Annotated in this window: 24 protein-coding genes; 16 read left to right on the top strand and 8 right to left on the bottom strand. The window is 34.6% G+C overall.

Features of this window, described 5'->3' with window-relative positions; translation table 11 throughout:
* Positions 1-4 precede the first annotated feature (4 nt).
* The 3 genes from P163_RS01335 to P163_RS01325 all read right to left on the bottom strand — a co-directional run bounded on the left by P163_RS01335 (position 5) and on the right by P163_RS01325 (position 994).
* Positions 5-214 (bottom strand): helix-turn-helix domain-containing protein, encoded by a 210-nt coding sequence (locus P163_RS01335; RefSeq protein WP_034886970.1) that lies wholly within the window; start codon positions 212-214, stop codon positions 5-7.
* Positions 215-216: 2 nt separating this feature from the next.
* Positions 217-735: a DUF2975 domain-containing protein gene (locus P163_RS01330; protein ID WP_081891274.1), complete on the bottom strand. Its 519-nt coding sequence runs from the start codon at positions 733-735 to the stop codon at positions 217-219.
* A gap of 67 nt (positions 736-802) precedes the next feature.
* Positions 803-994 (bottom strand): hypothetical protein, encoded by a 192-nt coding sequence (locus P163_RS01325; protein WP_034886968.1) that lies wholly within the window; start codon positions 992-994, stop codon positions 803-805.
* On the opposite strand from P163_RS01325, the gene P163_RS01320 reads away from it, so the two are divergent.
* The 14 genes from P163_RS01320 to P163_RS01255 all read left to right on the top strand — a co-directional run bounded on the left by P163_RS01320 (position 993) and on the right by P163_RS01255 (position 14,286).
* On the top strand, positions 993-3,299 hold the full coding sequence (locus tag P163_RS01320) for a putative monovalent cation/H+ antiporter subunit A (RefSeq protein ID WP_034886967.1): 2,307 nt from the start codon (positions 993-995) through the stop codon (positions 3,297-3,299). The two genes, P163_RS01325 and P163_RS01320, sit on opposite strands and share 2 nt — an antisense overlap.
* Positions 3,300-3,332: 33 nt before the next feature.
* Positions 3,333-3,746 carry a Na+/H+ antiporter subunit B gene (locus P163_RS01315; protein ID WP_034886966.1) on the top strand — a complete coding sequence of 138 codons (414 nt, stop codon included), beginning with the start codon at positions 3,333-3,335 and terminating at the stop codon, positions 3,744-3,746.
* Between the two features lie 3 nt (positions 3,747-3,749).
* A complete protein-coding gene (locus tag P163_RS01310) occupies positions 3,750-4,103 on the top strand; it encodes a Na+/H+ antiporter subunit C (protein ID WP_034886965.1) in 354 nt (117 codons plus the stop codon).
* Entirely contained in the window at positions 4,100-5,623 is a 1,524-nt protein-coding gene (locus P163_RS01305; protein WP_034886964.1) for a proton-conducting transporter membrane subunit, read from the top strand. The genes P163_RS01310 and P163_RS01305 overlap by 4 nt, the downstream gene beginning before the upstream one ends.
* Positions 5,623-6,099 (top strand): Na+/H+ antiporter subunit E, encoded by a 477-nt coding sequence (locus tag P163_RS01300; RefSeq protein ID WP_034886963.1) that lies wholly within the window; start codon positions 5,623-5,625, stop codon positions 6,097-6,099. Before P163_RS01305 ends, P163_RS01300 begins: the two co-directional genes overlap by 1 nt.
* Positions 6,096-6,365: a cation:proton antiporter gene (locus P163_RS01295; RefSeq protein ID WP_034886962.1), complete on the top strand. Its 270-nt coding sequence runs from the start codon at positions 6,096-6,098 to the stop codon at positions 6,363-6,365. Before P163_RS01300 ends, P163_RS01295 begins: the two co-directional genes overlap by 4 nt.
* Positions 6,365-6,769, top strand: a complete 405-nt coding sequence (gene mnhG, locus P163_RS01290; protein WP_034886961.1) for a monovalent cation/H(+) antiporter subunit G — start codon at positions 6,365-6,367, stop codon at positions 6,767-6,769. Before P163_RS01295 ends, mnhG begins: the two co-directional genes overlap by 1 nt.
* Before the next feature lie 124 nt (positions 6,770-6,893).
* On the top strand, positions 6,894-8,051 hold the full coding sequence (locus P163_RS01285; RefSeq protein WP_034886960.1) for an aminotransferase class I/II-fold pyridoxal phosphate-dependent enzyme: 1,158 nt from the start codon (positions 6,894-6,896) through the stop codon (positions 8,049-8,051).
* Between the two features lie 66 nt (positions 8,052-8,117).
* Positions 8,118-8,741, top strand: a complete 624-nt coding sequence (gene bioD, locus P163_RS01280) for a dethiobiotin synthase (RefSeq protein WP_034886959.1) — start codon at positions 8,118-8,120, stop codon at positions 8,739-8,741.
* 24 nt (positions 8,742-8,765) lie between these two features.
* Positions 8,766-10,076, top strand: a complete 1,311-nt coding sequence (bioA, locus tag P163_RS01275) for an adenosylmethionine--8-amino-7-oxononanoate transaminase (protein WP_051931025.1) — start codon at positions 8,766-8,768, stop codon at positions 10,074-10,076.
* Positions 10,077-10,192: 116 nt separating this feature from the next.
* The gene (locus P163_RS01270) at positions 10,193-11,347 is read left to right on the top strand and encodes a beta-ketoacyl synthase N-terminal-like domain-containing protein (protein WP_034886958.1); all 1,155 of its coding nucleotides are present in this window, start codon (positions 10,193-10,195) and stop codon (positions 11,345-11,347) included.
* 104 nt (positions 11,348-11,451) lie between these two features.
* Positions 11,452-12,543, top strand: coding sequence for a biotin synthase BioB (bioB, locus tag P163_RS01265; RefSeq protein ID WP_034886957.1), 1,092 nt, complete (start codon positions 11,452-11,454; stop codon positions 12,541-12,543).
* 7 nt (positions 12,544-12,550) lie between these two features.
* A complete protein-coding gene (locus tag P163_RS01260) occupies positions 12,551-13,420 on the top strand; it encodes a cupin-like domain-containing protein (protein WP_034886956.1) in 870 nt (289 codons plus the stop codon).
* Positions 13,417-14,286 carry a cupin-like domain-containing protein gene (locus tag P163_RS01255; protein ID WP_034886955.1) on the top strand — a complete coding sequence of 290 codons (870 nt, stop codon included), beginning with the start codon at positions 13,417-13,419 and terminating at the stop codon, positions 14,284-14,286. The genes P163_RS01260 and P163_RS01255 overlap by 4 nt, the downstream gene beginning before the upstream one ends.
* A gap of 1 nt (position 14,287) precedes the next feature.
* Here P163_RS01255 and P163_RS01250 read toward each other — a convergent pair whose 3' ends face one another.
* Positions 14,288-14,770, bottom strand: a complete 483-nt coding sequence (locus tag P163_RS01250) for a regulatory protein RecX (RefSeq protein WP_034886954.1) — start codon at positions 14,768-14,770, stop codon at positions 14,288-14,290.
* A gap of 138 nt (positions 14,771-14,908) precedes the next feature.
* Here P163_RS01250 and P163_RS01245 point away from each other — a divergent pair, with 138 nt between their 5' ends.
* Positions 14,909-16,786, top strand: a complete 1,878-nt coding sequence (locus P163_RS01245) for a T9SS type B sorting domain-containing protein (protein ID WP_034886953.1) — start codon at positions 14,909-14,911, stop codon at positions 16,784-16,786.
* Positions 16,787-17,089: 303 nt separating this feature from the next.
* Here the strand turns inward: P163_RS01245 and P163_RS01240 are convergent, their stop codons facing one another.
* The 4 genes from P163_RS01240 to P163_RS01230 all read right to left on the bottom strand — a co-directional run bounded on the left by P163_RS01240 (position 17,090) and on the right by P163_RS01230 (position 20,156).
* Positions 17,090-17,596, bottom strand: coding sequence for a hypothetical protein (locus P163_RS01240; RefSeq protein ID WP_156100636.1), 507 nt, complete (start codon positions 17,594-17,596; stop codon positions 17,090-17,092).
* 172 nt (positions 17,597-17,768) lie between these two features.
* Entirely contained in the window at positions 17,769-17,900 is a 132-nt protein-coding gene (locus P163_RS18680) for a hypothetical protein (RefSeq protein ID WP_262489646.1), read from the bottom strand.
* Between the two features lie 110 nt (positions 17,901-18,010).
* A complete protein-coding gene (locus tag P163_RS01235) occupies positions 18,011-19,549 on the bottom strand; it encodes an Rne/Rng family ribonuclease (RefSeq protein WP_034887714.1) in 1,539 nt (512 codons plus the stop codon).
* Between the two features lie 301 nt (positions 19,550-19,850).
* Positions 19,851-20,156 carry an HU family DNA-binding protein gene (locus tag P163_RS01230; RefSeq protein WP_262489651.1) on the bottom strand — a complete coding sequence of 102 codons (306 nt, stop codon included), beginning with the start codon at positions 20,154-20,156 and terminating at the stop codon, positions 19,851-19,853.
* Between the two features lie 118 nt (positions 20,157-20,274).
* Here P163_RS01230 and mutY point away from each other — a divergent pair, with 118 nt between their 5' ends.
* The gene (gene mutY / locus P163_RS01225; protein WP_034886950.1) at positions 20,275-21,321 is read left to right on the top strand and encodes an A/G-specific adenine glycosylase; all 1,047 of its coding nucleotides are present in this window, start codon (positions 20,275-20,277) and stop codon (positions 21,319-21,321) included.
* The last annotated feature ends 90 nt before the right edge of the window (positions 21,322-21,411 follow it).

Below are 21,411 nucleotides of genomic sequence, written 5' to 3'. Positions count from 1 at the left end.
GAACTTAATCTTCATTTATATATTCTAAAATATCACCCGGCTGACAATCTAATGCTTTACAGATTGCTTCCAAAGTGGAGAATCTTACTGCTTTTGCCTTCCCTGTTTTAAGGATCGAAAGATTTGCAGTGGTAATTCCAATAAGTTCAGCCAGCTCATTGCTTTTCATACCTCTTTTCTCAAGAACTGAATCTAGATTTATGTTTATAGACATACTTAAACGGTTAGATCGTTTTCTTCTTGAAGGCTTCTAGATTTTTTAAAGAGCTTACTCATATAAATAAAAAACAAACCTATTGATAGAATAAAAAGACTGCTATAATAACCAGAATCTACGGAAACGCCAATTTCCAATCTTTTTTCTAGTAGCATCGTGGAGAAAAAGTGAACTATAAACTGCAGTACTACAGATAGAACAATAAGCTGACCAATTAGTCTGAACAAAGCAATCTGTAATTTTGTGAAAAATGAATTCTTAAAAAAACTTCTTATCAATTTTCTCAAGAGGTATATAGCATAAGTGCTTAATAGTGTAACAGCAAAATTGCTAATTATTAACAAGCCTGACGAGAAGTTCAAATCCACAATTTCCTTTTGACTATCATTTATGGTAACCGTAAAAGGTTCTCCATAGAGTATAAGCATCAAATAAGTAAAAAAAGAGAAAATAACGTCAATTATCAGTATAATAAAACAAATGTCAATGCTCAGTTTAAGAAGTTGTAAAGATTTCATCTCTATTAAATTATCGTTTTACAATAACAAACATAAATATTAATTATCGAAAAACAATAATTTATTATTATTTTAATTTTATAGATTTACTGTATGCATAATTTTTTAAGAAACCAATTAGCATAATACAGGTAATTTCATTTTTAAGATTGTAACCGTTTAATGATCTAAATAGTGTTGCATTAAAGTAATATTTACCTACACAAACCTCAATAATTCCTATTATATTTGCGAAGAACTGATTTTTAGATTCACTCATGCTAATAGCAATACTTTTAGGGTTTATATTTTCACTGTTCTTGGTAGTTGCCGGAAAGATTTTTAAAGGCAAACTAGCAGTACTTTCGGCTGCAATCCCTTTGTCATTATTTGTTTATTTCATTCAATTTATTGGTAGAATAGCCGATGGAGAAGTGATTAGACAGAATTTTGAATGGATTCCATCATTTGGAGTTAATTTGGGTTTTACACTAGATGGTTTATCGCTCCTCTTTTCTTTGATGATCACAGGAATTGGTTTTCTCGTTTTTGTGTACTCATCGGTCTACCTCAAAAATCATAAATATTTAGATAGATTTTATGGTTATCTCAGTATGTTCATGGCTGCAATGCTTGGCTTGGTACTTTCAGATAACTTAATTTCATTATTTGTATTCTGGGAACTTACCAGTATAAGCTCCTTTTTTCTAATTGGATTTAATAACTCTAATCCGGCATCTAGAAAATCTGCAATTACTGCATTGGCTATAACCGGATTAGGAGGAATGTCATTATTAGCAGGAGCTATTTTCTTAGGATCAGTTACTGGTACTTATAATATTTCAGAAATGTTGGCTATGAGCAGTGATATTGCTGCCAGTCCTTTTTATGCCCTTATCGTTATATTAATGTTTGGTGCGGCATTTACTAAATCTGCTCAGTTCCCATTTCATTTCTGGTTGCCAGGAGCTATGAAAGCTCCAACACCGGTTTCTACTTATTTGCACTCGGCAACTATGGTAAAAGCTGGGATTTATTTGTTAATGAGATTAACACCTGTACTGGGTAATCAGGAATTATGGAATTCTACCTTGATCATTATTGGGGCGATTACAATGGTTTATTCTGCTATCCATATAATTTTTAGAACAGATCTTAAAGGAATCTTAGCGTATTCTACAATCTCAGCCTTGGGTATCTTGGTTTTTTTAATAGGTCAAGGTACGGTAGATGCTTTGTTTGCTGCTGCTGTTTTTATAATAGTTCATGCTTTATATAAAGCAACATTATTCCTTATCACCGGAATTATTGATCTCAAAACAGGAACTCGAGACGCAACCAAATTAAGAGGATTAGGAAGGGTTTTATTTCCTGTTGCTATCGCCGGATTCTTAGCTGCAATATCTAGTGCGGGAATTCCTCCAAGTATTGGTTTTATAGGAAAAGAGCTTACTTATGAGTCTACTCTGCATTTGGTTAACAGCCCGGTATTGTGGGTAGCACTTATTATTATTACTAAAATATTGTTGCTTTATGGTGGATTTGTTGCCGGAATAAGACCTTTTGCCGGTAAACTTCCTGATGATTATAAAGATCTAACTTTGCCAAGCATTCTATTATGGTTACCTCCAGTAATTTTAGCATTTGCTGGAATCTTATTTGGTATAGTGCCAAGTTTAATAGATGAATCTCTTATTAAGCCAGTAGTATCTGCAATGGGTGTAGATGGAGCAGAGGTTCATTTAAAATTATGGCATGGCTTTAGTACGGTGCTATGGTTAAGCTTATTCACTATTACCATAGGGACTATCATGTATTTTACCATGAAGCCTACCAAGGCATTAGAAGCTAAGATTGCTCGTTTAGAGTTTATATCTCCACACACTATTTCTACAAAATTATGGGTATTTGCAAATTTCTTTGCTGCCAAATGGACTAAATTTTTTCAAAACGGATATCTAAGAAATTATGTATCAACCATTATAGTAGTTCTCATAGGGCTGCTAGGATATGCCCTGTTTAGAATAGCCACTTTTTCTGTTAATTATTCTAATCTTTCTGAGATTACTTTTTATGAAGCTTCTCTTTGTGCAATCATGCTGGTAGCCGTTCTATATACTGTATTTACAAAATCTAGATTAGCTGCGGTGGCTGCAATGAGCATAGTTGGATATTCCATTTGTATGCTGTTTGTAATCTATAGTGCACCAGATCTGGCAATGACTCAGTTTTCTATAGATACCTTAACCGTAATATTATTTGTATTAGTACTTTATAGATTGCCTAAATATTTGATACTTTCAGATTATAAAGTCCGAATTAAAGATGGAATCATATCATTAACTTTTGGAGCTATAATTACCATACTAATTCTAGAAATACTTGCTGAGCCTATGAATACTGAGGTAAGCGATTTCTACGCTAAAAACGCTTATCTTTTAGCTCATGGAAAAAATGTGGTAAATGTGATACTTGTAGATTTTAGAGGGGCAGATACCATGATAGAGATTTCCGTACTGGCAATAGCAGCCATAGGAGTTTTTGGATTGCTTAAATTGAGATTGAAAAAAAGTGACAAACGATAGACGGAGAAGATCTGAATTAAAAACTAAGAAGTAATGAAAACCATTATATTAAGAACAGCAGCTACCTACCTTTTGCCGGTTCTCCTGCTGTTTTCTGTATTTATTCTTTTAAGAGGACACTATTCTCCTGGAGGAGGGTTTGTGGGAGGCTTAATTGCTTCCATAGCATGGGTGCTTCATGCATTTGCTCACGGTCTGGAAAGAACTAAACCTTTAATTAGAATACATCCTGGATTTTTAATGCCGGTAGGATTAAGTCTTGCTTTTTTAAGCGGAATTTTTCCAATCATATTTGCAGACATGCCGTTTATGACGGGAATGTGGTATCCTCATCATATCCCGATACTAGGATCTCTAGGAACTGCTATGTTCTTTGATACCGGAGTATATCTAGTAGTGGTTGGAGTTACCCTTACCATTATTTTTACAATTACAGAATCTGCTTAAATTATGGAAGTACTTTTAGCTATTATGATTGGAGTGCTTTATGCGGCAGGTATCTATATGATCCTTCGCCGAAGCCTTGTAAAACTTATCTTAGGAATTATCATTCTTGGGAATGGTGCCAATCTGCTTATATTCTTATTAGGAAGAATTGTAAAAGGGCATCCTCCAATTATTCCTGGGACAGATAAGATCTTTCATGATGTTTACGCAGATCCGGTGCCGCAGGCATTAATATTAACTGCTATTGTTATTAGTTTTGGATTACAATCCTTTGCTATCATTCTTATTAAAAGGGCGTATAAAGTGGTTAAGACTGATGATTTAGATGAAATGAACGCCATAGACCAAGATTCATGACAGAACAAATAGTTTTATATCCTCTATTGCTGCAGTTGTTTTTAAGCATTCTATTGATGTTCTTTTGGAACAAGATAGAGGTGCAAAAGATAATTAGTATAGTAGGTAGTGTTATAAGTGTAGCAGTATCCATTTGGTTATTTGCTTATATTATTGATGGGGGAACACAAACAGTGCAAGCGGGTAACTGGAAAGCTCCGTTTGGGATCATCTTCGTTGCAGACACACTCTCTGCTACATTAGTGCTTCTTACCGCAATATCTGGTCTGGCGGTTGCCAGTTTCTCTTCTGCCTCTGTTGTTGCAGCGAGGCTTAGATTTGGATATTTCCCAATTCTCCATTTTCTTTTATTAGGACTTAATGGAGCGTTCTTAACTGGAGATATTTTCAACTTATACGTATGGTTCGAGATCATAATTATTAGCTCATTTGTGCTTATTACATTGGGAGGAGAAAAGGCTCAGGTGGAAGGTGCAGTAAAGTATTTTACACTGAATATCTTGGCTTCAACCATCTTTTTAACTGCAATTGCAGTGCTATATGGTTTAACTGGAGCTTTGAATATGGCAGATCTTTCTGTTAAGGTTGCAGCTATAGAAAATAGAGGTCTGGTAGAGATTACAGCCATTTTATTTCTGATAGCGTTTGGTACCAAAGCTGCAGCATTCCCATTGTATTTTTGGCTTCCGGCGTCCTACCATACACCGCCATCGGCAGTTTCTGCGATCTTTGCAGGTTTACTTACCAAGGTTGGGGTATATGCCCTTTTAAGGGTATTTACATTGATATTTGTTGGAGATGTATTTCTTCAAAATACCATCATTGTAATGGCAGTGTTAACGCTATTTAGTGGAGGTCTTGGTGCCTTAGTGCAAAATAACCTAAGAAAAGTATTCTCATATCTCATAATCTGCCATATAGGGTATATGATTGCAGGACTTGGATTGTTTACTGAAGTTGCTATAGCAGGAACGATCTTTTATCTTATACATGATATTGTTGTAAAAACAAATTTGTTCATGGTAAGTGGTTTAATGTATAGAATTCGAGGAACCAATAGCGTGCAGGCAATGGGTGGATTGTATAAAGATTATCCAAAATTAAGCTTACTAATAGCAATACCATTATTTTCATTGGTAGGGATTCCTCCATTATCTGGATTTTGGCCAAAGATATCCTTGTTAAAAGCTGGTTTTACAACGCAACAATGGTGGCTGGTAGGAGCAATTCTCTTTGCTAGTTTAATTACTTTATTTATTATTGCCAAGATCTGGGCTGCGGTAGTATGGAAAGATAAACCGGAATCTGAATTGAAAACTAATTTCAGATATTTTGCGAATCTTTCGAACGTCAAAAAAACTCAGATGATCGCTCCTATTATATTTCTATCTCTGGTATCTTTATATATAGGTTTTGGAGCAGAGCATATACAACAGCTTTCCTCTAGAATCGCAACAGAACTTATGGATAATCAGCAATACGTAGAAGCAGTATTGCATAATACTCAAATCTTGAAGTAATGAAGAATAGGTTCTTATCTAACATAATGCTTACAGTGATCTGGGTAGCGCTTACGGGAGATTTTACCTTCCCTAACTACCTGTTTGGATTTGCTCTTAGTTTCTTATTGCTTAGAATGATCACCACGGGAAGAACGAATACTAAGTATTTTAGAATAGTTCCCAAGGCCATAGCCTTTGTATTCTTCTTTTTATACGAGCTCTTAAAAGCGAATTTAGAGGTAGCATATGAAGTGATGACGCCCAATTATAATATGACTCCGGGTATTGTAAAGATACCGTTAGATGTAAGAACTAATATAGAGATCACCTTGTTGGCAAATCTTATTACACTAACTCCGGGTACCTTAAGCTTAGATGTTTCTAATGATAAAAAGGTACTTTACGTACATTCTATGTATATTAAGGATAGAGAAAGTTTTATTGCCAGCATTAAGAACGGATTTGAAAAACGTATACTGGAAATTTTTAGATGACATTAATAGATTTTTTAAGCTACTTTGTAATTCCGGTCCTTACAGTTTCGGTTATTTTAATAGTGATAAGATTCATTAAGGGTCCTAGCATTATAGATAGAATAATTGCGGTAGATTTAATTATTACCACAGGGATTGGATTTATTGGAACGTATTCTATACTAACCAATCAGCCGGCATTTTTAGATGTTGCCATGATCCTTGCGCTTATTGCGTTCTTGGGGACGGTAGCATTTTCATACTATATTCAAAAAAGAAATAAATAATGACAGAAATTGCTGTAGGTGTATTGGCTTTCTTTGGGACGATCTTTGTTTTCCTTGCTGCAGTAGGGATCATTAGAATGCCAGACACATATTTACGAATATCGGTGACTACTAAAGCTGCTACCTTAGGGATTGGGTTACTTATGCTAGCTGCAGCCATCTATTTTCAAGAACTTTCTATTACTACACGAGTAATGGCTATTATCTTGTTCATTATACTTACAGCACCTGTGAGTGGGCATCTTTTGGGGAGAACCTCTTATTTTTCTGGGATTAGATTGTGGAAGAATTCTGTTATGGATGATCTGGATGGGAAATACCAAAAACACTCTCAGATCTTAAAGAGTGAAACAGATGATACACCAGAGAATAATCTTAGTCATATTAAAGATGCTGAAGATTAGGAATATTCTTTAAAAATGATGTTTTGCTATAGTAAACTCATCACGTTTATCTTTAAGATAATATCTACACATTTATTTTCTTAGCTACGCATGTATAAAATGTAGGTCAATATTAATAAGCAGTATGCAAAGATCTCCTATAAAATTAGTGCGAAGCCTTGAGAGCAGAAAATCTTCTAATTCCTTTCGTACACTAAAACCTCAGTCTAGTCTTATAGACTTTTCTTCTAACGATTATTTAGGATTTTCTCAAGATGCACAAATTTATGACGCCTCTCATAATTTATTATCAGATCTAGATCTTAAACTAAACGGGGCTACAGGATCTCGCTTGCTTTCAGGAAACCATTTGGTATACGATCTGGCAGAGCAAATGTTGGCAGATTTTCATCATGTAGAAGCGGGTCTGATCTTTAACTCCGGTTATGATGCCAATATTGGTTTTTTTTCTGCAGTGCCACAACGGGGAGATATTATTTTTTATGATGAGTTATCTCATGCTTCAATAAGAGATGGAATTGGTAGCAGTAACGCAAGATCTTATAAATTTAAACATAATGATCTCTCTGATCTTAAAGCTTTAATTGAGAAGAATTCTGGTGATACCAATCAATTTGATATTTATGTAGTTACAGAATCTGTTTTCTCAATGGATGGTGATATGCCAGATCTTAAAAAATTATCAAAACTGTGTGAAGAATTTGATTGTTTTTTAATTGTAGATGAAGCCCATGCTACGGGTATCTTTGGAGCCGCCGGAGAGGGCTTAGTGCATCAGCTCGATCTTCAAGATAAGGTTTTTGCACAGATCAATACCTTTGGAAAGGCTATAGGGTGCCATGGAGCAGTAATATTAGGCAGTAACTTGCTTAGAGAATATCTTATTAATTTTTCAAGAAGCTTTATTTACACCACTGCTTTAAGTCCTCATGCAGTAGCAACCATCTTTTGTGCGTATGAAAAATTGAAAAGTGATGCTTCAGAAATTGAAAATTTAAAACAGAATATTAAGATCTTTAAGGATGAAATTATCTTCCAAGAACTGAAATTGTATTTTGTAGATAGTCAATCTGCAATCCAAAGTTGTATCATTCCTGGAAACAGCAATGTTAAATTGATAGCAGAGTATTTAAAAAATAACGGTTTTGAAGTAAAACCTATATTATCGCCAACAGTTTCGTTTGGAAAAGAAAGACTTAGATTCTGTGTACATAGCTACAATTCAGCAGAAGAAATTAGAACTGTTCTAAATCTCTTAGGTAACTTTGTAAAACGATCTTGATCTCACTTGAGATAGAGTGATCTTATTTGTTTATGGCTTGAGATCTTAATTTAATTTGAAACATCAATGTCTACATATTTTATTACAGGAATAGGAACCGAAATTGGAAAAACCATCGCTTCAGCAATTGTAACAGAAACTTTACAAGCAGATTATTGGAAACCAATACAAGCGGGAGATCTGGATAATTCTGATACCCATAAAGTCCAGAATTTGATCTCTAATGAAAATACAATTTTTCATCCTAACAGCTTTTCACTAAACACTCCTATGAGTCCGCACGCAGCTGCAGAGATTGATGGAGTTAAAATGACTTCAAAGAATATTAAAAGACCGAAGTCTACTAATAAGAATATGGTAATTGAAGGCGCCGGTGGTTTATTAGTACCTATTAGCGATAATGAGGTAATTGCAGATTTAATTTCTCCAGAAGATAACGTATTGGTTGTTTCCAGACATTACCTGGGAAGCATCAACCACACCCTGCTAACTCTTGAAGCACTAAGATCTAGAGGACTTCACATTGCAGGAATTATCTTTAATGGAGAAAAAAAAGAGTCTACAGAGAGCATTATATTAAAAATGAGTGGAGTTCCTTGTGTGGGTAGAATTGATGTGGAGCCTTATTTCGATAAAAATGTGATTAAAGAATATGCAGAGAAATTTAAGGAGAGTCTTAAAGGTCTCTAGATCTTTCATTTAAATTATTTTAAAATGTCTACTAGTAATATAAAGTCACCTATAATAAATTCAGAATTAAGTGATCTCACAAAAAGGGATCAGAAGCATTTATGGCATCCCTTAACACAGCATAAGCTATCTTCAGAAATGTTACCTATCGTAAAAGCTAAAGGAGCTATTTTGTATGATGACATGGGTAAGGAATATGTAGATGGTATTGCATCATGGTATACTAGTATGTATGGGCATTGTAACCCGGCAATTACCGCTAAGGTGGCAGCACAGATGCAGGAATTAGATCAGGTGGTTTTTAGCGGATTTACCCATGAACCGGCAATTAAATTATCTGAAGCGCTCATAGAGATCTTACCGTCTAATCAGAAAAAATTGTTTTTTAGTGATAATGGTTCTACTGCTACCGAAATTGGAATTAAAATGGCTCTTCAATATCATCATAATCTTGGTAATGATAGAAAGGTAATGTTGGCTTTTGAAGAAGGTTTTCATGGGGACACTTTTGGTGCAATGTCAGTTTCTGGATTATCGGTATATAATGGAGCTTTTGAAGATCATTTTATTAAAGTGGTAAGAATTCCAGTTCCTACGGGAGACAATAATCTGGAGGTTTTGGAATTATTGAAAAGCAGGATCTCAGAATATAATCTTGCAGGTTTTATTTATGAACCTTTGGTACAGGGTGCAGCAGCCATGAAAATGCATGATCCAAATGGTTTAAATGAGATCTTAAAGATCTGTAAAGCGAATGATATTATTTGTGTGGCAGATGAAGTTATGACCGGGTTTGGTAAAACTGGAAAGAATTTCGCGTCAGAATATATGGAGGAGCAGCCAGATGTGATATGTCTTTCTAAAGCATTAACGGCAGGATTATTACCAATGGCCATTACTACTTGCTCTCAAAAAGTATATGATGCATTCTACGCAGATGAGATCTCTAAAGGACTTTTTCACGGGCATACCTACAGCGCCAATCCATTGTCTTGTACTGCTGCTATTGCCGGAATAGAATTACTGAGATCTGAGGAGATCCAAAATAATATCTTAAGAATAACAAAGTCCCACCAAGACTTTAATGCTAAAATAAAAGACCATCCCAAAGTTACCAATGTAAGACAGCTTGGTGTTATCTATGCGTTTGATCTTAATGTGAAAATGGAGCGATATGGAAATGTGAGAAATATGCTTTTTAAACATTTTATGGAAAGTGGCGTTTTTCTGAGGCCACTAGGAAGTACCATTTATATATTGGCGCCATTTGTAACTAATGAACAGGAGCTTAAAAAAATATATAATAGTATAGAAGCTGCTCTTGAACTTTTTTAGTTCATAATTTCTAAGTTATTAATCTAATGACACTTGTGTTAAGAAGAATCAATTTTATGATTTATAATTTAGGAGATGCCTTATCACGCCTTATTTTTGCTTAAAAATTGCGACTTTTGAAAACACCTGTTTATATAGCTGGCATAGCTTCTGTTTCCCCTTTAGGAAATTCTTCAGAAGAGGTATGGAAGAACTATAAAGACCCTAAGCATCTTATTTCTAAAAAACTTTTTGGAGAACAGGAAACTTTTGCAGCTTATCTTCCAAAACATGTAGAGGAAGAGATAGACCTTCTTAGAAATTCTAATCCCGTTTTTAAAAATCTTGATCTTACAGTGTTGTACGCTATATATACCTCTAGAAAAGTAATAGCTGAAGCAAATTGGAAGAAGGGAGATGAGATCGGGATAAATATAGGAAGCTCTAGAGGTGCAACCGGACTTTTTGAAAAATATCATAAAAATTTCTTAGAAACAGGCAAAGCAGAAACTTTAGCTTCTCCTACAACTACTTTGGGAAATATCTCTTCGTGGGTAGCTCAGGATATTGAAACTACAGGGCCGGAAATATCTCATAGCGTAACCTGTTCCACCGGATTACAGGCAGTTTTAAATGGCGTTGCTTGGTTAAATGGTGGAATGGCAGAGAAATTTTTAGTAGGAGGGAGTGAGGCGGCGTTAACACCTTTTACAATAGCTCAGATGAAGGCTATGAAGATCTATGCTACAGAAGATCTTAATTATCCGTGCAGAGCTTTAGATATTGAAAAACAAAGAAATACCATGATCTTAGGAGAAGGGGCAGGAGTAATAGCTCTTCAACTTAATTCTGATAATTGTATTGCCAAAATTTCGGGAGTGGGATATGCTACGGAAAGGCTAAATCATCCTGCTTCTATTTCTAGTAATGGAGAATGTTTCCAAAAAGCTATGAAAATGGCTATTGGAGAGATGGATCTTTCAGAAATTGATGTTGTGGTAATGCATGCTCCTGGAACTGTAAAGGGAGATCAAGCAGAAATTAATGCTATTAGCACGCTATTTGGTAATAATTTGCCGGCTATGACTTCTAATAAATGGAAGATTGGGCACACCTTTGGAGCATCTGGAGTGTTAAGTTTAGAGCTGGCAGTTTTAATGCTTCAACATCAGGAATTCATACCAGTTCCTTTTTCCACTATCAGCAAAGCCCCGGCACGACTAAAAAATGTACTGGTGAATGCAGTAGGTTTTGGTGGAAATGCAGTCTCAATTTTGATCAACAATAGTTAAATTTATACGTTCTCACCGTTTTTGGAGAATATGGAAATAAATCTTTTTAATACAAACATTCAGAAAGACTTAGTTTTAGTTATTTTTGAATACAAATAATTTTTATGGCAACTAAACACAACTGGACCAAGGAAGAAATTCTTGAGATTTACAATAAGCCTTTTATGGAATTGCTTTATGAAGCAGCAACGATCCATAGATTGCATCACGATCCTAACACAGTTCAGGTTTCAACATTATTATCAATAAAAACTGGCGGATGTCCTGAAGATTGTGGGTATTGCCCACAGGCAGCCAGATATCATACCAATATTGAAGGGAATGATCTAATGAGCGTTAACCAGGTTAAAGCTCAGGCTTTACGTGCAAAAGCATCGGGAAGTTCTCGTGTTTGTATGGGAGCGGCTTGGAGAAATGTTAAAGATGGAGATGAATTCGATTCTGTTTTAGAAATGGTGAGAACCATCAATAAACTAGATATGGAAGTTTGTTGTACACTTGGGATGATCACAGAAAATCAGGCACAGCGTTTAGCAGAAGCTGGATTGTATGCCTATAATCACAATCTAGATTCGTCTGAAGAATATTATAAAGAAGTGATTTCTACACGTGGGTATCAGGATAGATTAGATACTATTGGAAACGTTAGAAAAACCAATGTAACGGTTTGTAGCGGAGGAATTATTGGAATGGGAGAGTCTATAGACGATCGCGCCGGAATGTTGGTAGCGCTTTCTACTTTGAATCCTCAACCAGAATCTGTTCCAATAAATGCATTAGTTCCTGTAGAAGGAACTCCTTTAGAAGAACAGGCACCGGTTTCTATTTGGGAAATGGTAAGAATGGTAGCTACTACCAGAATTATAATGCCGGAAACTCAGGTTAGACTTTCTGCCGGACGTACTCAAATGAGTAGAGAAGGACAGGCTATGTGTTTCTTTGCAGGAGCAAATTCTATCTTTGCAGGAGATAAACTTTTAACCACACCAAATCCTGATGTGAATGAGGATATGGAAATGTTCAAAGCTTTAGGCTTAAATCCTCAAAAAGCATTCGAGAAAAAAGCAAAACCGGAAAGTGTTTCTGCAGAAGATTCTAAGTTTGCTAATTTGGGAGAAAAACCAAAATGGTCTCGTCCAGGGCATCAAATAGAAAAGAACCTACAAGCTCAGGAAAAAGCAAAAACTAAAGTTTAATATATCATTGAAGCTTGATCTACAAGAAATACCAAGAGTTAAAGGAATTTCTAAACAAGAATTTCTTAAGGAATATTTTATTCCTCAAAAGCCTGTAATTCTTGAAGAGCTTAGCAAAGATTGGCCTGCCAAACAAAAGTGGGATTTTGATTATTTTAAGCGAGTAGCCGGAGAGGTTGTAGTTCCTGTATATGATGGAAAACCAGCTAAAGGGAAGCAAAAAAGCCATGCTCCGGCGAAAAAGCTTAAATTTTCTGAATATATAGATATTGTAAAGGCAGGCCCAACAGATTTAAGAATGTTCTTCTTTAATCTGTTGCAAAACTGTCCGAAGCTTATACAAGACTTTAAATACCCGGAATTGGGGATAAAATTCTTTAAGAAGCTACCTGTTTTATTTGTTGGAGGTGAAGGTTCTAAGGTAGTGATGCATTATGATATGGATCTTGCCAACAATTTTCATTTTAATTTTGCAGGTAAAAAAAAGGTAATTCTATATGGTCCAGAGCAAACCAAATTTCTTTATAAAGTACCCTATTCTATAGTGAGTATGGAGATTATAGATATGGATGACCCAGATTTTCAGAAATATCCTGCGCTTGCAAAAGCCAAAGGTTTTGAAGCTGTATTGGGTCATGGTGATGCACTGTTTATACCTAGTAAATGGTGGCATTTTATAAAATATCAAACTCCGTGCTTGTCTTTAACACTCAGATCCTTACCAAGATCGCCAAAAAAGATATTAGAAGTATTAAATAGTGTAATTTTGCTAAGGAATTTCGACAATCTTATGCGCAAACTTCGTGGGCAAGATTGGATAGACTATAAAAATAAACAAGCGATAATCAAAACGCATAAAAATTTAGGGATTGAATGATGGAAGATAGATTGAACTTAGCACAGATTCCTAGAGTAAAAAATATCTCTAAAAAAGATTTTGTAGAACAATATGTAAAGACTCAAAAGCCGGTTGTAATTGAGCATTTAATAGAAGATTGGCCTGCTTTTAAAAAGTGGGATCTAAATTATATTAAAGAAGTTGCCGGTAATAAAACGGTGCCTCTTTACGATGATCGTCCTATTACATCTGAGTTTAAGTTCAACCAGCCACATATGGAGATGAAACTGTCTGAATATATAGACCTTCTTCAATCTAAACCTACCAATTACAGAATATTCTTATATCACCTTTTAAAAGAGGTGCCTAAGCTTCAAGAAGATTTTAAGTTCCCAAAAATGGGGCTTCGATTTTTAAAGCAGTTACCCATGTTATTCTTTGGTGGTGTTAATTCTAAAGTGTTTATGCATTATGACATTGATTATGCTAATATTCTGCATTTTCAATTCAATGGAAAAAAACAGTGTATCTTATATTCACCTTCAGAAAGTAAATATTTATACAAGGTTCCACACTCTCTTATCTCTAGGGAAGATATAGATTTCACGAATCCAGATTTTGAAAAATTCCCGGCCCTTAAAAAAGCTAAAGGTTATATTACCGAGCTTAAACATGGGGAGGCTCTTTATATGCCGGAAGGTTATTGGCATCAAATGACGTATCTAACTGCCGGATTTTCTATGAGCTTAAGAGCAACTTCTAGAGGTTTGTTGAATATCTCTAAGGCTGTTTATAATTTGGTGGTAATGAGACATTTTGATAATTATATGCGTAAGTGGAAGGGTCAGGATTGGATAGATTATAAAAATGTGAAGGCCATGGAGAAAACACATGCCAATATTTAAATTAGTTGATAAGGTTATTGCTTAATTCATAGACCAAATTAGATTCAAATCCTCTTTGCAAAAGGTAATCACTCAACTTTTTTTTCCGTTTGTATGGATCTGATTCTTTAATAAGATTAAGCTTTTTCTCTGCTACCTGTTCCAGAATATTCAAATATTCGTTTTCATCTATTTCGGTAAGCCCAAGTTTGATTATCGGCGCAGAGATCTCTTTCTTTTTAAGTTCTTGGGTGATCTTTATTTTACCCCATTTTTTTATTCTGAATTTACCCCGAACAAAACTTCTGGCAAAGCGCTCTTCATTTAAGAAATCCTCGCGCATCAGTTCAATTATAATCTGTTCACAAGCTTGAGGGATCATTCGCATTTCCCTTAATTTATCTTCCACTTCTTTTTGGGATCTATCTCTATAGGCACAAAATTGCGCTAATTTGAGCGTCGCCTCTTTAACGGTATAAGATTTTTGTGATAGATTATCCTTCATAGAGACAAAGGTATAAAGACAAGCTTAGAAATACAGCTTTATCAATACTAATACTACATATAAAGCATTTAGGCTTTAAGAATTAAAATATTATAGAAGATATAATTTGCCCATTTATCAAATAAGGTATATTTGAGGATGATTCGGTTTTTATTGTTGTTAGCATTAGTGCTTAGTTTTAATAATTCTTATGGGCAGTTAGGCTTTTGTAATGGAAGTAAAGGTGATCCTATATTTCAAGAAGACTTTGGTACAGGTTCTGGATATGGCCCTAGGTTGGCTGCAGGAATTACTAATTATAGTTATGTAACTCAAGATCCTCAAGATGGGGAATATACCATATCTAGCATTATTGGGCGTGAAATCCCATCCTGGCATTCTTATTCTCCAAATTTAACTCCTTCTGGAGGAAAAGCGCTAATTATAAATGCCGGCTTCACTGCAGGACAGTTCTATAGAACAGATATTTCCGGACTTTGTGAGAATACTACCTATGAGTTTTCAGCTTATCTGATGAATATTTATAATTCTGCAAGTGGTGCTTGTGCTGATGGTGATATTCCTGTAAATGTAAAATTTCAAATCTGGGATGAAACCGATACTCAGCTTTTGAAAGAAGGCAGTACAGGTGCTATAAATTCTACCGCTTTTCCTTTAGCTGAAGAATACGCTCTAACTTTTAAAAGCGCACCAGGACAGAATAATGTGATTCTAAAAATGTTTAATAATGGAGAAGGTGGTTGCGGAAACGACCTTGCAATAGATGATATAATTTTTAGATCATGTGGAGATCTCACCAGTATAGATGCTGGAAATTCATCAAACATGGATTTGAGAGTTTGCGAGGAAGATACTCCGTACAATGTAGATCTTAAAGCAACACCAGATAACACAGTGTATCAAACACATGCTTACCAATGGCAACGAAGTTTAGACGCAGTTAACTGGACAGATATTAGCGGAGCAAATCAGAGTAATTATACGGTTGTGAATTTAGTACAATCCACATATTATCGCGTAAAGGTGGCAGAGGATAGTATAAATCTTACTAATAATTTGTGTAGTTCTTTTTCTGAAGCTTTTTTTGTACAGATGGTTTCAGTACCAACAGCGCCAGTTAGTAACGGAGATGTGGTAGTTTGCGGTAATTCTGAAATACCTCAAATTTCTGTAAAAGCGGGGGTAGATGAAATGGTGAATTGGTATGATGCTCCATCTGGCGGAAACTTACTTCAAGCCAAATCTTTTAATTATCAACCAGATGTTGCTGGTATATTTTATGCGGAAGCAAAAAGCACCTTAATAGAATGTAAACCAAGTTCCAGAACTGCAGTTAAAATTACTCTAGATAACATCCCAGATGTGGAAGATGAAACAATTCAGATATGTCCAAACTCAAATATATCTTTAGATGCAGGCGTAAGTGGTTTTAATTATATGTGGTCTACTGGTGAAAATTCCCAGACTATTCAAGTAACGCAACAAGGCAATTATACCGTGGAAATAGCTACAAATTTAGGATGTGCCGTAACAAGAGAATTTACTGTTAACGATATAGATGATGCGCAAATAAGTGATGTTAGAACGGATGAGAATTCTATCGAGATCATTCCTGTAAATATCGGAGTTTTTGAATATTCGCTAGATGGAGTCAATTTTCAGGATTCAAATGTATTTTTAGGAAAGCCCGGCGGAGTTTATACTGCTTATATGAGAGATAAGAGTGGTTGTAATACCGTTAGCTTGCAATTTCCATACATTTCTCCTCTAAAATTTATAACGCCCAATGGAGACGGTTATAACGATAATTTTATTTTAAGAGGAGTAGAAACTTTTCCTTCTTCTCAAATTATGATCTATGACAGGTATGGAAAATTATTGAAAGCTAGCAATGGAAGTAATTTTTCTTGGAATGGGACTTTAGAAGGTAAAGATCTTCCTGCAGCAGATTATTGGTATCATATAAAAATTGAAGGCTTTGGTGAGCTTAAAGGCCATTTTTCTTTAATTAGATAGATAATTTCTTCTAACAAAAAAACGCCTCTCAAATTAATGAAAGGCGTTAGTTTTAAGAATAATGAGTTTATTCTAATACTTCACCGTTTTTATCGTGAAAGTGATATTCCATGTACGTGTAAGCGTCTCTTGGTAAAATTTTTACCCAGCGCTTATGGTCAAAAAACCATTGGGAGCGGGGCGATGGAAAGCCTCTTTAATTTTCTTTATTTATCGGGTTTTTGACAAAAAAAACACAAAATAATATAGTTGAAATTTAGTAATACACCCTAATTCAATTATAATCCCTTAGTTATGCTTTTATTAATATGCAACGATAGTTACTTCTACTTTATATAAGATATAAGTGTTTTTATTACTTTTTTTTAGAAAATAAATATCTTTAAATTCAACCGGCTGTTTGGCTACTTTTTTCCAACTTGTAGTTTGAATCCAATTATAATCTACTAAATTTAATTTTTTAATTTCATCTTCTTTGATTTTGATTTCTTCTTTTGATATTATTTCAAAAGTTAATTTTGAAACTTTTATTTTAAGATTATCTCTACCACTTTCTGGGTCAAAATAATAAGTACCATTTTTTTTTGCTTCTTTTATTTTCTTTTGATGGTATTCATACTCTTTTTTGTTCAATAAATTTATGTACCGAATTTTTTCGCAAAGCATAATATTATTAATGGTATATTCAGAACTACCATTCTCTAACACAAAATACACATCTTCTTTTTTTTGTGAAAAAGATACGAAGGAGTATAAAATAAAAATTAGTGATACATATTTATTTGCATTCATTGACTTTCGAATTTTCATAATTTATAATTACTTTTCTAATTCTTTTTTTCTCATTCTTTGCATATTCTGGGTCTACATGTAAAGTAGCGAGTAAATGTGTAGATGACAATCTAGCAAATTTTCTATTAATGATATTGTTATAAAGCAATACTCTACTTAAGGTTTTACCATGTTTAACAGTTTTTCTACATCAATCTGCGAAATTCTCTACAGATTTTAAGATGTCTTTTTTGTGATATTTTTTTGGGAAGAAGGCGTGATGTGATGCTGTGATGTAGTGACGCTGTACTCCAATCTCTTTTTTAGAGCGTTTTTCTTTCATTTCTTCGCTTTTTTCCTCCTTTACTTCGCCACTTTGTCATTATTTAAAAAATAGCAAAAAAAAACGCCTCTCAAATTAATGAAAGGCGTTACTTTTTAAGAATAATAAGTTTATTCTAATACTTCCCCGTTTTTATCGTGAAAGTGATATTCCATGTACGTGTAAGCGTCTCTTGGTAAAATTTTTACCCAGCGCTTATGGTCAAAAAACCATTGGGAGCGGGGCGATGGAAAGCCTCTTGTTAAAAAGGCTGCAATAAATGGGTGCGTGCTCAAAGTGATCTTTTTATGATTCTTCTTGATCAATCTTTCTAGGTCGGTCTTAATTTTATCAATTACGATAATAGGTGCCTCAATCTCACCTGCTCCGTTGGGATTTTCTTCCCGGGTTTTGATATTAGTTTCCGGCCTTACGCGTTGTCTTGTTATTTGAATCAATCCGAATTTACTTGGAGGAAGTATTTTATGTTTCGCGCGATCATCGCTCATCTCTTCCCTTAAATGATCGTAAAGGGCCTTCCTGTTTTCGGGTTTGTTCATGTCTATAAAGTCTACAACAATAATTCCACCCATATCGCGTAAACGAAGTTGGCGAGCTATTTCTGTAGCGCTTATTAGATTTACTTCTAAGGCTGTGTCTTCTTGATTCTTGGCTTTATTAGACCTGTTGCCAGAGTTCACGTCTATAACGTGCATGGCTTCGGTATGCTCAATAATCAAGTAAGCACCTTTACTCATAGAGACGGTGCGTCCAAATGAAGTTTTTATCTGTCTTTCGACTCCAAATTTTTCAAAAATGGGAACATTGGTTTGATGCAATTTTACTATAGATTCTTTATTAGGGGCAATTTCTGCCAAATAATCTTTAATTTGTACATATAGCGTTTCATCATCTACGCAAATAGAAGTGAAAGTATCATTAAACACATCTCTTAAGATGGATGATGCTCTATTTAACTCTCCTAATACCTTGGAAGGATGAGGTGCTTTGTATAATTTTTTACACATGACTTTCCAACGATCCATCAAATTTTGAAGATCTTTGTCCAGCTCTGCTACTTTTTTGCCTTCTGCTACGGTACGTACAATAACACCAAACCCTTTAGGTTTAATGCTTTTTACTAATCTTTTAAGTCTATCTTTTTCTTCTTTGCTCTCAATTTTTTGAGAAACCGAAACCCTGTTAGAAAAAGGAACTAAAACTATATACCTACCCGGAAGAGAAAGCTCGGAGCTAATTCTCGGACCCTTAGTAGATATAGGTTCTTTCATGACCTGTACCAATAGCGACTGATTTGATTTTAAGACTTCAGCGATGCTGCCGTCTTTATCAATGTCTTTTTCAAAAGTAAAATTCTGTAAAGAATAGTCTTTTAATTTACCTGTGCTTACACGTTTTACGAATTTCAACAATGAAGAGACTTGAGGTCCCAGATCATGATAGTGTAAAAAACCATCTTTTGTGTAGCCTACATTTACAAATGCGGCATTTAATCCGGGAACAGCTTTTCTTATCTTGGCAATAAATATATCACCAACAGCAAAATTACTGTCGTCTTCTTCCTTGTGTAATTCAACTAGTTTTCCATCTTTTATTAAGGCAAAATCTACAGCAGAAGAACTGGTTCTAATAATCAATTCTTTATCCACTTTAATTAGATTTTTGTCCCGATTGTGTCGGGATGGATTAAACATTAAATTTTTCACAGGGTTTTTAAATCCTGAAGAAACACTTAATTACTTTATAAATAATAAAGGTTTCATTTTCAAAGAACGTCTTTTACTAAAAAAAGTAGTGCGAGCACTACTTTTTCTTATGGCGGTTAGCTCTACTTCTTTTCTTTCTTTTGTGAGTAGCTACCTTATGTCTTTTTCTTTTTTTACCACTTGGCATAGTGTTAGTTTTTAAGATTAATAATTCTATTATCCTTCTTTAATATTAAGAAGTGTTCTATTTTACGTCTACATTACTTTTAACTCCATCTACAAACACTCTTGCTGGTTTAAAAGCAGGGATGTTGTGAGCTGGAATCTTGATAGTCGTATTCTTTGAGATGTTTCTTCCGGTTTTCTCAGCTCTTGTTTTAATAACAAAGCTTCCAAATCCTCTTAAATATACATTATCTCCGCTTTCTAAAGAAGTCTTTACTTCTTCCATAAATGTTTCAACAGTAGCTTGAACATCACCTTTTTCCATTCCTAATTTCTCTGAAATTCGGGCTACGATATCTGCTTTCGTCATTTTAGTGCTATTTATTGGGGTTTCTTAATTTTCAAGGGGGCAAATATAAGAATTAAATCTCCAATAAATCAATCCTAATTCATTAAATAGTAACCAAATAAAGAATTATTATTGCAATCAAACATCTATATCTGTGGTATTTCATAAAAGTCTGACATACTGGTACTTAAATAATAAAAGAGAGCTACCTTGGCGAGAAACCAGTGACCCATATTGTATTTGGCTGAGTGAAATTATGCTTCAACAAACAAGAATAGAGCAAGGATTACCCTATTATTTGGCATTTACTAGTGCTTATCCTACCGTTTTTGATCTTGCAAAAGCTTCAGAAGAAGATGTTTTAAAACTATGGCAGGGACTTGGATATTATTCCAGAGCTAGAAATTTACATACCACTGCTAAACATGTAGCTTTTGATCTTAATGGAGTCTTTCCAAAATCTTATGAGAGTTTACTAAAATTAAAAGGAGTAGGAGATTACACGGCAAGTGCTATAGCTTCTATCTCTTATAATGAACCAGCAGCTGTAGTAGATGGAAATGTTTATAGAGTGCTAGCGCGTTATTTTGATATAGATACCCCTATTAATAGTTCTTCCGGAATTAAAGAATTTAAACAGTTGGCTCAAGAATTGTTAGATAAAGAAGATCCTGCTACTTATAATCAGGCAATTATGGAATTTGGAGCCTTGCAGTGTAAGCCACAATCTCCATTATGTACATCTTGCCCTTTAAGTGATAGTTGTTTAGCTCTTCAGAACAACAGAATAGCAGAGTTGCCGGTGAAGATCAAGAAGACTAAAATTAAAAAACGGTATTTCAATTACCTGGTATTTCAATCTAGTGAGAATAAGACACTACTTGAGAAAAGAACAGGAAAGGGAATTTGGGAAGGATTGTATCAGTTTCCCTTAATAGAAACAGAAGGACTTAAAGAAGCTTCAGAAATTGAATCGCACATGGAATTTTCTGAATTTTCTAAAAATGAACCTTTAGGGGTTACCTTATATAATGATGCCCCTATTGTACATAAATTATCTCATCAACATATTTACACAAGGTTTTGGATTGTAGATAAAAATGAACTTCCAAATACTGCAATTTCTATATCGTCTGTAGCGGAATATCCGGTTCCGGTGCTTATTGCAAATTTTTTAAATGACTATAGTTTCTCTTTTTAATAGTGACTTTAAGATTTAACCCTCCAGATTTATAATTTTGTTAAACATAGACTTAATAATTTTATCTATTTTTAAAATGTTAATCAATCA

It is taken from the genome of Gillisia sp. Hel_I_29, assembly GCF_000744275.1.
Lineage (GTDB): Bacteria > Bacteroidota > Bacteroidia > Flavobacteriales > Flavobacteriaceae > Gillisia.
This window is presented reverse-complemented; position numbering and strand designations above follow the sequence as displayed.